General features: G+C 64.3%; 9 protein-coding genes and 2 pseudogenes. 5 read left to right on the forward strand and 6 right to left on the reverse strand.

Features of this window, described 5'->3' with window-relative positions; translation table 11 throughout:
- Window positions 1-508: 508 nt before the first annotated feature.
- Together BO39_RS27425 and pstS are read left to right on the forward strand one after the other, a co-directional pair.
- The gene (locus BO39_RS27425) at window positions 509-2,215 is read left to right on the forward strand and encodes a Na/Pi cotransporter family protein (protein WP_043839770.1); all 1,707 of its coding nucleotides are present in this window, start codon (window positions 509-511) and stop codon (window positions 2,213-2,215) included.
- The gene (gene pstS / locus BO39_RS27430) at window positions 2,212-3,285 is read left to right on the forward strand and encodes a phosphate ABC transporter substrate-binding protein PstS (protein WP_211257591.1); all 1,074 of its coding nucleotides are present in this window, start codon (window positions 2,212-2,214) and stop codon (window positions 3,283-3,285) included. The genes BO39_RS27425 and pstS overlap by 4 nt, the downstream gene beginning before the upstream one ends.
- Window positions 3,286-3,451: 166 nt before the next feature.
- Here pstS and BO39_RS30615 read toward each other — a convergent pair whose 3' ends face one another.
- The 4 genes from BO39_RS30615 to BO39_RS33285 form a co-directional block, all read right to left on the reverse strand.
- Window positions 3,452-4,744 carry a DNA/RNA non-specific endonuclease gene (locus BO39_RS30615; RefSeq protein WP_156964017.1) on the reverse strand — a complete coding sequence of 431 codons (1,293 nt, stop codon included), beginning with the start codon at window positions 4,742-4,744 and terminating at the stop codon, window positions 3,452-3,454.
- A gap of 180 nt (window positions 4,745-4,924) precedes the next feature.
- Window positions 4,925-5,398 carry a trypsin-like peptidase domain-containing protein gene (locus BO39_RS30620; RefSeq protein ID WP_052402928.1) on the reverse strand — a complete coding sequence of 158 codons (474 nt, stop codon included), beginning with the start codon at window positions 5,396-5,398 and terminating at the stop codon, window positions 4,925-4,927.
- A 342-nt stretch (window positions 5,399-5,740) separates the two neighbouring features.
- Window positions 5,741-9,034, reverse strand: a complete 3,294-nt coding sequence (locus BO39_RS30625) for an ExeM/NucH family extracellular endonuclease (RefSeq protein WP_211257592.1) — start codon at window positions 9,032-9,034, stop codon at window positions 5,741-5,743.
- Window positions 9,035-9,137: 103 nt separating this feature from the next.
- Window positions 9,138-9,488 (reverse strand): hypothetical protein, encoded by a 351-nt coding sequence (locus BO39_RS33285; RefSeq protein WP_169742874.1) that lies wholly within the window; start codon window positions 9,486-9,488, stop codon window positions 9,138-9,140.
- Window positions 9,489-9,949: 461 nt separating this feature from the next.
- Between BO39_RS33285 and BO39_RS27445 the strand changes: the two are divergent.
- Window positions 9,950-10,597 (forward strand): annotated as a pseudogene (locus BO39_RS27445) (IS6 family transposase).
- A gap of 38 nt (window positions 10,598-10,635) precedes the next feature.
- Here BO39_RS27445 and BO39_RS27450 read toward each other — a convergent pair.
- Both BO39_RS27450 and BO39_RS27455 read right to left on the reverse strand, forming a co-directional pair.
- The gene (locus BO39_RS27450; RefSeq protein ID WP_043839766.1) at window positions 10,636-10,875 is read right to left on the reverse strand and encodes a DUF4214 domain-containing protein; all 240 of its coding nucleotides are present in this window, start codon (window positions 10,873-10,875) and stop codon (window positions 10,636-10,638) included.
- Window positions 10,844-12,076 carry an alkaline phosphatase gene (locus BO39_RS27455; RefSeq protein WP_052402933.1) on the reverse strand — a complete coding sequence of 411 codons (1,233 nt, stop codon included), beginning with the start codon at window positions 12,074-12,076 and terminating at the stop codon, window positions 10,844-10,846. Before BO39_RS27455 ends, BO39_RS27450 begins: the two co-directional genes overlap by 32 nt.
- A 404-nt stretch (window positions 12,077-12,480) precedes the next feature.
- On the opposite strand from BO39_RS27455, the gene BO39_RS32025 reads away from it, so the two are divergent.
- Both BO39_RS32025 and BO39_RS27460 read left to right on the forward strand, forming a co-directional pair.
- Window positions 12,481-12,837 (forward strand): cation transporter, encoded by a 357-nt coding sequence (locus BO39_RS32025; RefSeq protein WP_084698613.1) that lies wholly within the window; start codon window positions 12,481-12,483, stop codon window positions 12,835-12,837.
- 791 nt (window positions 12,838-13,628) lie between these two features.
- Window positions 13,629-13,873 (forward strand): annotated as a pseudogene (locus BO39_RS27460) (type I secretion system permease/ATPase); the annotation flags it as partial.

Raw genomic sequence — 13,873 nt, forward strand, 5'->3', positions numbered from 1 at the left:
GATCGGGATTACAGCTTGATCCAGGCCGGTGTTCGCCACCGCCTTGCTGGGTCTGACATCGTGCTTGGTCTCGCTGTTGGCGCAGGATTGAACCGCGACACGCCACGTTTCCAGATCTCTTTTGCGCTGCAGCTGGCGCTAAGTGATGGCGGTTTCTGACAAGATTAACAACCCCGAGATCAACTGGTTGTCGGCGATCTCGGTGCAACGGTCGCTTCCCGGCGCTGGAATGCGCATAACGAGCCTACGCCTTGTGAGGCCTTCGATCCAAATGGTTTGTTTCTCCTCACAAGACTCAGTTCGAGTGGGACAGGCTGCAGTTAGCCCGGATAAGTACCTCGATCTTACCGTGTAACACGATGGTCACACCATTAAAGCCTCTTGCGCTTAACCTCCTGTCGAATGGTGCAACTGAGGGCACTCGTCGGAGCATTGGCGCGTACGGGTGGGATTGCCTCCAGCCAAGCCTTCTGAAGGTGCCTGCGCAGATGATTTCACGGGAGTGACCATGCAGGCGGACATTTTCAGAGACATCGTGGTGCCGGTGATCGGGGGGCTAGGCATCTTCATGCTGGGCCTGGAATTTATGTCAAACGGCATCCAATCTCTTGCAGTGAACAAGATGCGTGCGCTGCTCGCCCGTATCGCTGGTACCCCGATCAAGGGCGTGGTTGCAGGAACTCTCATTACGGGCGTTATCCAATCCTCCACCGCCATGACGGTGATGGTGGTAGGGCTGGTGAATGCAGGCGTCATTGGGCTCCGGCCTGCGATCAGTGTGATCATGGGCGCCAACATCGGCACAACATTGGGCAACGGCCTCATTGCCCTACCGCTCGGTCCACTCGGCCTGCTACTGGCTGGCTTCTTCGCGCTGATTCACGTGTTCTCCAAGAACGACCGCGTGCGCAACATCGCACTGACCTGCATGGGCTTCGCACTCATCTTCTACGGACTGAACCTAATGACGGGCGGCCTTCGTCCGCTGCGCGGAATGCCCGAGGTGATGGGAGCTATCTCGGCGCTCCGAGCGGACAGCTTCATGGGACTGGTTTACTGCGTCCTGATTGCGGCCGGTATTACCGCGATGATCCACTCGTCCTCGGCCACGATCGGCATCGTCATGGGCTTGGGCGCAGCAGGAGTGCTGGATTGGCAGACCGCGGTCGCCTTCTCGCTTGGCGCTGACCTTGGAACCACCATCACCTCCTGGATCGCCTCACTCAACCTCTCCAAGAACGCCAAACGTGCTGCCTACGCCCACATCAGCTTCAACATCATCGGCGTTGCTGTGATGCTGCCGCTGTTCTTTCCATCCATGTTGCTGCTGCGCTGGGTCATGGGCTGGTTCGGCGGCGATCCCGGCGTACCGCAGATGATCGGCGACCGAGAGTCATTCCCGCTCGTTCCGGTTGCGGTCGGCCTCTACTCGACCGCATTCAACCTGTTCAACACCGCCTTGCTCTTTCCTTTCGTTGGTGTGTTCGACCGCATTCTGTCGCGGATTGGCCATGACTCGAGCGAGGACGTTGAGGACTACTCTGTGCCTCGCTTCCTAGACGCTAGCCACAAAGGCGACCTTGGCCGCGCGCTGCCTGCAGTCCAAGCGGAGCTGAGCCGCTATCTTCGAGCGACAACGCTGTTCCTCGCGACGGCGCGTGGTGCGTCGGACGCGCCGAAGCACCCCGCTGAGCACCATGCGGCCACCGACATCTTAAGCCGTGACATCCGTGCATATGCCGCGGGGCTGTTTCGACCGGACATGCCCTACGCTCAGGCCGACCTCGTCGCGAGCTTGATTGAAGAGGCGGACTTCTCCGCCAGTCTCGGCGATACCTTGTTTCAGACCGCCCGGCGTGTGGAGCGGGAGGAGTTCTCTCCTGCCGGCCGGGCGATGGTGCAGGCAGTGCTGGAACGCATCGCTGAGGCCATGAGCGCCGTTAACGGGACCGAGGGATCTTGGGCAGCAGAAGCCGCGGGGCGCATGCCGGCGCTCGCGGAGTTGCGCGAGCGCTGCCTGCGGCAGGGGGTGGAGCTGAGTTCGGCTGAGCGCGGCTCGATCCTCACCCTGCTCGGCAGTGCCGAGCGAGCCTTCGTGCTGATCGAGCGCATCGATGCCGAGCGGCGGTCGGTCGCCCGTGTGGTGCAGGATCGCTCGGCTGTGCCAGAGCGGAAGCTGGACCTGCCACCCGCCGGCGCGGCGGTGCCGGCGTGATCGGGCTCGGCACGACCGCTCGTGCGGGCACGGAGGATAGCGTCCGACGCCTGCTCGTACTCGTCGCAGCCCTGTTCCTGGTAGCGGCGCCGGTGGGCTGGGCTGTCGCCCAAGGCGTCACCGGCGCCGGCTCAAGCCTCGCCTATCCAATCCTGTCGCGGTGGTCGCAGGCTTACCAGCGGGTCCAGTCCGACGCTGAGTTCCAGCCGATGGGCACGGGCCTGGATTTTGAGCCTTCAGGCTCGCAAGCTGGCATTATGCGCCTGCAGGAAGGCGCGGTAGATTTCGGTGCGACCGACGCCCCACTTAGTGCGGAGGAGCTGACACGCTACTCCCTCGGGCAGTTCCCGATCGTTATCGGTGGCATTATCGTGGCTGTGAACCTCGAGGGAGTTCCAGCGGGACGCCTGCGGCTAACCGGGGAGATGATCGCTGACATCTATCTCGGAGCCGTTCGGAACTGGTCGGACCCTGGTATTCGCCTACTCAACCCGGGTCTAACGCTGCCGGACGCCCCGATTGCCGTGCTTCGGCGCTCGGACGGTTCAGGCACAACATTCAATTTCACCGACTATTTGACGAAGCTCAGCCCGCGCTGGCGTGCCGAGATCGGGCGAGGCCTGCGGGTTGCTTGGCCTGTCGGAGCTGGAGCAAGAGGCAATGACGGCATGGCGGAGACTCTGCGCCGGACACCAAACTCAATCGGCTATGTGGATTTCGCGCAAGCTCGGGCTGCCGGGCTAAGCCATGCGCTGCTGCGCAACCGCGCCGGTGCCTTCGTCTCACCGGGGGTGGACAGTTTCAAGGCAGCGGCCGAGAGCGCGGATGGTGATCCGGTGGATGGCAGCCTGCTTACCAACGCGCCTGGCGAGGCGTCGTACCCAATCGTCGCAACGACCTATGCCCTGCTGCCCCGACGGACTGCGACCCTCGCGCGTTCGCGCGCGGCAATCGCATTCTTTCGCTGGTCGCTCGACCATGGCGCGCCGGCGGCGGCGGAACTTGGCTATGTCGCTCTGCCGCCCGGCATGGTGGAAAGGGTCAAGGCTTACTGGGCTTCTAATTTCTAAGGTCAGCTCAGGTGGCCTGGAGCCATCCGAGCTGCTCGTCTCAGAGTACAAGAAGTTCAATACTGATCCGTATTGACGGTTGATCGCACGGCGGCCCGGCCAGCCCGTGGCTAGACGCGCCTATCAATGATGTATGCTCGGCAAGGCGAGCGGCCGACCTGTTGGCTTAGAGCAGGAGATCGGCGAGCCGCAGCAGCTCCCGTCCTCCTACCGCCGTGATCATTCCCGCGGCTTCGGTGTCCGGCGGCGTGACCCCCGTCATGCCGCCGGCGCGCCCAGCTAGCACGTCCGCGCCCAGCACCGCTTCGCCAAAATCCAGCCCGGTCATCTCGGCGATGCGGCGGATCGGCCGCTGGAAGGTGCGAAACTGCCCCACCGGATACTCCTCGAACTCGATATTCGCGATCAACCGCGCCTGGCTGACCGTATAGCCGCTCGTGCGCAGCTCCCCGTCGCGCGTGCGGATCGCCACTACCTTCCAGAAGTCGCGCGGCAGCGGCACACCGCGGTGGACGTAGGCGTCCTGACGGAACACCGGCCCGGTGAAAACCGTGCCCAGGATATTCTCATTGTCCGTGTTGTTCAGGATGTAGTTCTCGAGCCCATTCCTCAGCAGCTCGCCCTGGTTGAACGACCAGTGCTGAGGTGAGCAGTTCGTCCAGTAAAAGGTGTCGATGTTGGCCCGCTCGACGGTCGCGGCGGAGCCCCAGCAGGGGTCGAGGCGGCGCACTAGGAGCCCGCGGTCGAAGAAGTTCCCGCCTTCCTCCTTGTATAGCCAATCGCCAGCCTGCTCGTCCTCCGGCAGACGTGGGTCGTAGTACCACTGGTCACGGCCGCGTCCGAGCGGCACGCTCCTGCGGCCATCGATGTTCACGCCCGCGGCGAAAGCGAGGCGCCGCTCGGCGTTCATCACCACGCTGAAATGCGTGTAGGGCAGTTCGTGACCGCCGGTGTCGCGGTTCACCACCGCCCGGCCGAGCGACAGGGCGCGCGGCGTCAGCGCAGGGAACGGCACAGACGCGCCGAGGAAACCTGGGTCGTAGCCTGCCGCGACCTTTCCGTCGTGGCGCGGCTGGGCGGGGCGCCTGCCGGCTCGGAGGCGCTGAGCTTCCTCCGCCGGCACGAAGCTGCCTCCGATCTGCTCGGCGAGGCCCGCCAACATCTCCTCCACTCGCGTCCGGCTCAGCGCGGCGCCCGCGGCGTTGGCCGCGAGCGGGGGGCCGGCCAAGCTTGGTCCGCCGCTCGCGATGTCGTCCAGCATCGCGCGCACCAGCGGGTTGGCGCTGGCCGCGGCATCATCACGCAAGTCCTGCACGATACGGCTGATGCGAACGCCCAGATTGGCTTCCCACATAGTATCCGTGTCCCGCAAGCCGGGGATCCTGTCGATCGCCTCTCGCTTCACCGGCTGGCGGTCACCGGTCAGCTTGACCAGCCCGTTCTCGGTCAGCGCCGGCACGCCGCGCAAATGCAGAGCGACAGCCTGTCATTGATCGTTGAAGCAGGCCGCGCCGGAACTGCCAGGGGCCGTGTCGGTCTCGTAGAACAGCAGGCCGCGCTCGTCGTCCTTGCGGATGAGCTGTTTCTCGCGCAGAGCCACCTGCTTGAAGGCCCCACCGGGATGCTGGATGATAGTGATCTATTCGCCAGGCTCGATCTTGCCAACGCGGCTATCGAGCCTGAGCCAGCCCCAGGCCGCGAACTTTTCCTCGCGCTCGCCCTCCGGGGTTACAGCCACCAGCGCGAAGTCACGCTCGGCGATCTTGGCATTACCGACAACGAAGCATTCCTCGGGCTGGCGGCGGAAGCGCTGGGTCGGCTTGGCCTGGCGCTCGGCGTCCAGTTCGCACCCGAACTCAATCCGGGCTTCGCTCGCCATGGACCGATGCGGAAGCACGTGCGCGTTGGTCAGCAGGAGCCGCGGCGACACCATGAAGCCGGTGGCGCAGCCTTCCGTTCCTTCCGCAGGATCGGACACCAGCACGCGCGCGACCGCGCGCGCGGCGCGTAAGCCGCGCTCCAGGAACTCGATGCCGACTAGGTCGTTGGTGCCCAGCGTGCGCTCGACGTCAAAGCGCTTGATAATGCCCCCGTCTGCCGCGAGGGACACCATCCGTTGGGCTTGCATCAGAGGGGGCGTTGGGGGGCGGAGCACGGCGCCCTGCAGCGTCGATCCGGCCCTCGGTCCCGCTCAGGTCAATGCGCTGCGTGTCGGCTTCTTCGGCGAAGGGCTGGACGCTACGGACGGTGCTGGACATCTCTGTCCCCTCTATTGCTGACGGCGAACTCGAGTGCAGGGTGGCAGCACGATTGTCGCCCGTAACAACGACGCTGCCGTTATCGCCCTCGGACGAGGCGGTGTGCGTTCCTCCGCTCCCCTGGCTAGCGATGCAACTCTTGTGCGGACAAGGACAAGCGCGGCGGCGCGGTCGGAGACCGCGCCGCCGCTGCTGCCTCAGACGAACAGTGCGTCCACGTTCACCGCCCCAGCAACGCCGAGCAGGGTTACTGTGGTGCCATTGAATGCTAGTTCGGTAGCGTCCGCTCCGCTCACGCCGTCCCTGTCGATCTCGCGCACCCCAACCAGCCGCATTCCTTCAGAGATCTGTAGCCGATCGCCGCTGGCGGAGCTGAAGTCGAGCACCGTGTCGTTGCCGCCGCCGCGAGTGAGGATAAACACGTCGGCGCCCGCGCCTCCGGAGAGCTGATCGTTGCCATTCTCGCCCGTCAGTCGGTCAGCGCCAGAGCCGCCGAAGAGCTGGTCCTGCCCATTGCCGCCGAACAACTCGTCGGATCCGTCCAGGCCGCGCAGCACGTCGTCGCCATTCCCGGCCTGGTAGGTCGTGGCAAAACCCACATCGTCTGTAAAGGCATCGGCCTTGTTGGTGCCCGTGATCGACCGCGGCGTCGAAGTGCTTACCAAGTTGAGCCCAACGAGGAGAGGGTCGTGATCAGACACCCGGGCAGCGACAGTGCTGTCGAAGTAATCGGGGTCGCGAGAGAAATCGAGATTGTAGTCGAGTGCGTCAGCCTCGTCTGCGTTGATGTGCCACTCGGTGATCCCAGTGACCTGCTTGCTCAGGCTGCCATTTGCCAGGATGTAGTCAAGCGAGCCGATCTGCCCATCGAACACGTAGGAATAGGGATTCTCGATCCGCTCCTGCAGGTTCTCGTAACCAGCAGCCTTGAGTACGTCGATCGGGTTCTCCTGAAAGTAGGAGTTGAAGTCACCGAGCAGCAGCGTGTCGCTATCGTCGGTGCCTGTCGGCTTATCCGCTGCCCACTCTGTGAGAGCCTGGGCGGCGAGTTCGCGCTGATTGTTCCACGCGCCGGCACCGTCCTGCTGGTCGGCATCCTCGCCCGTGCCGTTGCCGCTTTTGGACTTGAGATGGTTAGCGACGGCTGTGAAGGTCTCGCCGGAGTCAATCTCCTCGAAGGTCACCGCGAGTGCGGCCCGGCTCGTGTTCGGACCGTTGAAGATGCCTCCTACCGTGCTCTCCGCTAGGAGTTCCGGCCGGACGTCGGTGTCATCGAGGATCTCAATCGAGGTGTTCGGCGCTATTCGGACCTCACCTGGCTTGTAGATAAAGCCGACGGCAATCGCGTCCCCACCGACGAACGACTGCCCTGGCCTGACCCAATCGTAACGTGCCTCACCTGCGGCCGTGTTCAGCGCGTTGACGAGGTAGTCGATCGCGTTGCCGGGGGAGCCTTCGACAAAGTTGTTCTCAAGTTCGACCAGGCCGAGCACATCGGCGTCGAGTTCCAGGAGCGAGGTGACGAGCTTGTCGGTCTGACGCTCGAACTCCAGCTGCGAGTTCGCGCCGCGCGGCTCGAGGCCATTTGCCGTGAGGTTGCCGTCCGCGTTGATGGTGGTGAAGTAGTTGAGGACGTTAAAGCTGCCGACCTGCAGGGTTCCACCGACATCCTCCGGCTCCGAAGGACGTGGGTTGGCGGCAACGAAGGTGTTGTCACCATCATCGATGGCGCGCAGGCGGTATGCCGATGCCGGGCCGTATCCAAGAACGCCCGTAAGGCCGGTCACCGTGTCCCCCATGCGAGGGGCGGTCGCCGTTGAGTAGCCGGGCTCGGTCAGGTTCAGGGCACTGGAACCAAGGCCATCGTCGTCAGGATCAAAGCCATCAAGGTTCTCGATCGGCTGATTCTGGGTGTTGAGCCCGTCATCATAGGTGATCGTACGCCTTGCGACCGCCTCGAGGTGGGCAGCATAGCCGGTTTGGTCGGGGTTGTTCGTCTGCGTGAACTGGTACGGACGATCGCCGGCCGATTCATCGATCGCACCGGCAAGCTCATCGCCCTCGGCGGCATACAACTCGGCCTCGTTGAAGCGGTCGAGGTTGAACTGCTCCGTCACTGTCAGAGTCTGCGGTATGGTAACCAGCATTCCTTCGTAAGCTTCGAGGTTCGGCTGAAAGCCCGCCGATACCGACCCGGTCGCATCCGCGGCGGGAAGGTTCAGCACCGCCGCCAGCCCTCCCACGTCCGCTACGGCAGCGGGTGCCACGACCTGAATGCCGGCAGCACTCGTGACGGTGAGCTGCGTCTCGCCGTTGAACTCGGAAACCGTGCCTGTCACGCGGACGCGGTCGCCCTCACTGACGTCCACCCGGAGGGCGGCCGAGCCCTCATAGATGAAGAGCCCCTCCGAGGTGAGGGCGCTCGCATCCCAATCGCTCTGCTCCTCCTGAAGATAGAAGCCGCCCAGGTTGCGGGCGTTGTCGGCATCGCCGTTCTGAAAGTCGCCAACTACGACTGCCTCGATCGTCACGGTCTTGCCAGCGAGGGCGGAGCTCGTGCCGCTGCCCTGGACCTCGCTGATCCGGGTCAGGGCGACATCGTCGTTGCGGATGGTGCCCTGGGCGGAGCCGGTGGCGATGGATAGGCCGCTGCTCGGGCTGCCGAGCACCAGCTCGAAGCCCTCATCCGCCTCGGTGGCCGCGTCGCCGGAGACGCCGATCGTCACGGTCTTGCTCGTCTCGCCGGCGGCGAAGCTGACGGTACCGGCCGGGAGCGCGCCGCCGAAATCCTCGGCATCCGCGCTGCCGGCAGGAGCGAGGCTGTAGGAGACAGAGGCCGAGCCCTCGCCGCTGCCGCGGGTGACGAGGAAGGTGAAGCCGGTCGATCCGGTGCTTCCCTCCGCCTTGTCGGCGTCGAGCGCCGCGATGGAGACGGTGGGGCCGGCGGGCGCGGCCGCGTTGCCGCTCACCTGGATGTCGTCGATGCCGATCCACTCGTCGTTGCCGACGGCATTGGCAGTAATGACGCGGAGCTGAAGCTGGGCCTGGTTCTCGGCGCCGTCGGGAAGGGTAACGGAGACCGGGGTGACGAGGCCCGCCTGGTTCGGACCGGCGGTCGCGTCGTCGACGTAGCCGTCCCCGACGTTCTGCCAAGGGCCGGTGTCGCCGATGCGCCACTGGGTCGCGAGGGGCTGGACGGCATTGTCGGCGGAGCCGTCCAGGTCGCGCGCGTTGAAGGAGAAGGTAATGTCGGTGACGCCCGTGGTGTCGAGATGGAGCACGACATAGGGCGCATCCGCGGTGCCCGAGCCGTTGAGGGCGATGGTCGGGTTGCTTCCCTCGAACTCGGCGACACCGCCGGTGTTAAAGGTGTTGGGGTTGGCTTGGTTTGCGATGATGTCGCGGGTGACGTCGCTGCCGGTCAGGGTGCGGGGATCGGCGCCGGTGGCGCTCGTCAGGTTCTCTCCCAGGAAGCCCTCGATCGAGGGCACGCCCGACCAGTCATCCGTTGTGGAGATCAGACCGGTGTTGCCCCAGTCCTGCTGAAAGCTCCCGTCGCGAAGACGGAAATATGTAGCACTCATCATTGCCTCCTTAGAATTCTGTCTCGGCAGCACTCACGCGCGGCATTTTGCAGAAAGCCGCGCAGCAAAGATGCGAAGTTCCCATAGCCGCTGAACACAACCCTTCCCGGGAGCGTGCTGGACCCGCGATCCGCGAGGACTCTTCGCAGAGGACCTTCAGGTCCGCCGCGTTTCCAGGGATCGGATCAGTCAACGGGCTGAAGCGGAGCCTGCCGTTGGTAGCGTCCAGGCCTTCTACGCCGGCCGGGCCCAGGACGAGCACGATGCCCCACTCGGCGTCATTTACAGAAGTTTCGGCACTGCCTGCGGCGGACCCGGAACCGTCATTGGCCCAAAGAAGCTTTCCGCCGATCTGCGCCATAGCTTCTTCTTCCGCCGTTTCGAGCATCGCAACCAAGCGTGTGCGGGTTAGCGGCTGTTAATCTCTCGTTCATGCATGGTTCTGTGACAGTTTACGCCGATGTTGCGAAAGGGCAGTGGCACCGCGCTCTTGTGCGAAATCGAGCGCAGTCGTGATGGCGAAAGCCCGCAGTCACCGCCTCGGGCATCGGCAAGTTGAGGGTCAGTGGATGGACCGACCAAGCGGGGGCAGTCTGACGGGATGACGCCAGATCTGGCCACCTATGCCGGGTATCGCTTCCCCGTGGAGATCATCAGCCACGCCGTGTAGCTGTATCATGTGTTCAGTCTGAACCTGCGGGACGGAGAGCTGATCTTGGCAGAGCGGGGTATCACCGTTACCCACGAGAGCATGCGGTGCTGGTGCCGCAAGTTCGGCCCGAAATTTTGCGGTCAAGCTTCAACGCCGCCGCCCGAAGCCGGATGAACACCTGGCACCTCGATGAGGTGTTCCTGCGCATCAGCGGCGTGCTGCATTACCTCTGGCGAGCGGTGGACCAGTATGGGGTGGTGCTGGACAGCCTGGTTTAGGACCGACGGAATGGGAGCGTGGCCAAGCCGTTCTTCAAGCGCCTGCTCGCAAATCCGAAGTACAGGCCTCGGCGATTGGTCACTGACGAGCTGAAGAGTTGTAGCGTGGCCCAGCGCGAACTCCTGCCCGAGGTCCGGCATCGGAGCAGCCGCCACCTGAACAACCCGGCAGAGAACCCGCACCGACCCACCCGCGGACGAGAGCGGCAGATGCAGCGCTTCAAGCCGGCCGAGCAGGCACAGCGGTTCCTCTCGGCGCACAGTATGCTCTATGGCCACTTCCGTCCTCGCCGGCACCTGATGTCAGCCCGCGAGTACCGGTGCGCTCAGGCCAAGACGTTCTGGACTTGGCGGCAGGAAACCTGCGCCCAAAGGGCCCGCTGGCATTGCTGCCGCCTCGGCCACGCGGCCAAACTCGCACGCTCGCCAAATAACTTGCTAATGCCCGTCTATCCAGTGCCGGGGGTTCTACCTCCGGGTCCGGGCAACAAGGCGAACGCCGGAGCGCCATCAGGTGCCCCGGCGCGAACCTCCCTCTAGGTTCCCCACCGGCTCAGCCGATGGGGGTGGCCTGTTGATCAGGCGAACGGGCCGGGGTCGGCGGCCGGGCGCGGCAGCTCCAGCAGGGCAGTCTGGTGCTCCGGGCTCTCAGCGATGGCCAGGAGGACCTCGCCCCGGTCACCGCTGGCGGCCAGGAAGCCGGACCAGTAAGCCGTCTCGGAAGCCTCAGGTGCCTCGTCCAGGGTATTGGTCAGCAGCAGATCAATGAACGCCTGGTTGCTAATGTTACCCAGCTGGGCAGCAAAGCTGTCGGCCACGCTTTCCAGGCCCTGCTGGTCCGCCACGCCGACCCAGTAGTTCAGGCCACCGGAACCAAGGACCGTGCTGAATGCCGTGTCGCTCAGGCTGGGCGCTCAGGACCTCGCCGAGGTCAACCGCGGCGTTCTCGCTCGCCTCGATGCGGGCGATCTCGGCGTCGGTCAGCGTCAGGCCGGTGGACTCTTCCACCGCGCTGCGGATCGAGGCCGGGTCGCCATCCACGAACTTCTCGGAGATCTCCGCCGCCGTGGCGGTGAAGTCGCGGAAGATCGCAGGGGTCGAGCCCGCGCCGAAGGCGCCCGGCTGGACCGACATGCCGCCGGTGTCATGGTCCGCGACCATAACCACCAAGGTGTCGGGATGCGCCGCCTGGTACTCCAGGACGACCTTCATGCTTGCCTCGAAGGAAGCCATGGCGTGCATAGCGGTGGCCGCGTCGTTGGCGTGGCCGAAGGTGTCGGTGTTCTCCTCCTCGACGAAGAGGAAGAACCCGTCCTCGTCCTTCGACAGCGTGTCCAGGGCCACCTGCGTCATCTGCGCCAGGGTGGGCTCCTCGGCGGGACGCTCGCCGATGGGGTCGAGGTATTCCTCGTCGCTGAACAGGCCGAGGACGCGCTCGCCGGAGAAGTTCACCAGCTCGGCCGCGGACGACACGTACTGCATGCCCTGCTGGCCAGCGAGACCTACGAGGTCCAGACCCTGGGGCTGGGAGCCGCCGTCGCTGGTCTGGAGGAACTCGGTCCGCCCGGCGCCGAGGATGACGTCGAGCTGGTTGTCGGCGATGTACTGCTGCGCGATGTCGGCCTGGTTGTTGCGCTGCGGGTTGCTGGCGCCGAACGCCGCCGGGGAGGCGTCCGTAATCGCGGCCGTGGACACAATGCCGGTAGCCTTGCCTGCATCGGAGGCGAGATCGGCGGTCGAGGTGAGCTCGTTGCCGAAGAAGTCGGTTCCGACCGACCCGTTGCGGGTCTTCACGCCGGTCGCGTAGGCATTGGCGCCCGCGGCGGAGTCCGTGATGGGATTGTTGAAGCTGTCGGTTTGGGCCAGGCCCTTCAGCAGGGGCTCCCAGATCGGGCCCTCCGTGCCTTCCTTGAAGTAGCGGTAGTTCGCCGCGTACGCCGCCGAGGCGCCGTCAGGCAGCATGAAGATGACGTTCTTGGCCGTGGTGGGCGTAACTGGGGGTGCCGTTTCGGTAGCCATGTCGCCGTATCTCCCGCGAAGTAGCGCATTGCCGCGAGCAAATGCTTATGTCGGACATGTGTCAGTTGGGCGCTGTTGGAGTGAAGCTTCGGGTTATTCGCGGTTCCAAAACAAAGAATCCGATGCGATTAGATTTGAAATCTACCCGCGTTATTGTGTCGAAAGCGCAGAGAAATGCCTTTGTTCCTTCATTCTGGTGCCGTGATTACTGGCGTAAGGTCGCCCGACGTCGCGCCCCCAATTGTGCTCCCTGGTGATCTGACGCTCAGAAGGACGAACTTTGCCTCTTGAACCTCCAGTGGCTGGAGGTCGCATCTATGTCGCGGTCATCAGGAGCTTGTTCGATGGACGGGACGCAGAAGGCGCGCACAGAGGGTGGGCCCGCCTCCTGGCGCGTGGAGGGCATGGACTGCGCGTCCTGCGTCGCCAAGGTGGAAGGCGCCGTGAAGCGCCTGCCCGGTGTCTCGGACGTCGCCGTGAACCCGATGGCGGAGCGGCTGACTCTGCACCTGGAGCCAGGCCAGACGGATCCCGCTGCCATTGAGCGCACGGTCTCCGCCCTCGGCTACACGGCGCGGCCGCTACCCGCGACGGCTCCTGCTAGTCCTGAACCCTCGAAACTGGTCCGGCTGGGGCGCAGACCAAAACCAACCACCGGACCACATAACCGGCGGACTGCTTCTACGAGGGCACGTAATCGCCTTGAGCTGCTTTCGCAAAAGCTTCTCGCATCCACAGCTAGGCTGGTGACTATAACATAAATAGCTTCCTGTTCTGCGATTGTAAGATCGGCAGATCAGGTACGATTTGCGAACTACTGCGTCGCTCGGGAGATGTTCAGTGAAGAAGATGATCCTTGTGCTTGCGGCTGGCTTGATCGTCAGTCCTGCGTTTGGCCAATCGCCTACTCCTCAGCCCTCCGTGTCGACGGCGCCGACCCCCAGCGCTCCAAGTGGCGTTACGTCGGACCAGGGCGCTGGCGTGCCGGGTGCTGCGGCCTCCCCGCTGTCACGAGCCCCTGCGAGTGGCCCACCGAACCCGCAGGCCGGTACGCCGGGTGTTCAAGACCCCTCCCAGCAGGGCGGCTCAGGCGGCTGACCTCGCCTCTGCTTTGGCAGGTAAGGCAGGGCGGGCTGAGCGTGAAGCCGGAGCTGCTTGGGTTAGCGATGGTTACCAGCCGAACTGGCTCCGGCTCAGAACGTCTGCCACGCTTGCTCAAGGTGGATCACGGCCTTGCAGCGTTACTGGTAACTGTCACCTTAGCGGGCGACGATCTCTCAGGCCGCTCGTCGTACACCTCCGAAGCCAATACCAGCCATCTCATGCATTTCTGCATGGTGGCTACTCACGCGCATCGAGCCGGCAACACTCCCAGAATGGACATTCGGAGCTGCGGTGCTGGCTGCGGTGCTGGTTGAAGGCGGAGCCGGCGTCCTTACCGGGTCCGACACCCAAATCGACGGATAGTTGAACAATGTCGTCTCCAGCCCCGCGGGCTGATGCACTGGCCCGTGCATTGGCGACTTGCCGCTCCCAGTTTGTCACGGTCGGCATGTTCAGTCTCGTCGTGAACCTGCTGCAGCTCACCGTGTCGCTCTACATGATGCAGGTCTTCGACCGCGTGCTGGCGACGCGCAGCATCGACACGCTGCTCTGGCTTACTCTGGTCGCCATCTCGGCGATCGGGCTGCTGGCCCTGCTGGAGGGCACGCGCTCCCAGATCATGCAGCGCATCGCGCTCTGGACCGAGAGCCGTGTCGCGCCCGAGGGCTTTGCCCGGGCGCTGGAGGCGACGCT

Source organism: Roseomonas aerilata DSM 19363, assembly GCF_000711725.1.
Lineage (GTDB): Bacteria > Pseudomonadota > Alphaproteobacteria > Acetobacterales > Acetobacteraceae > Roseomonas > Roseomonas aerilata.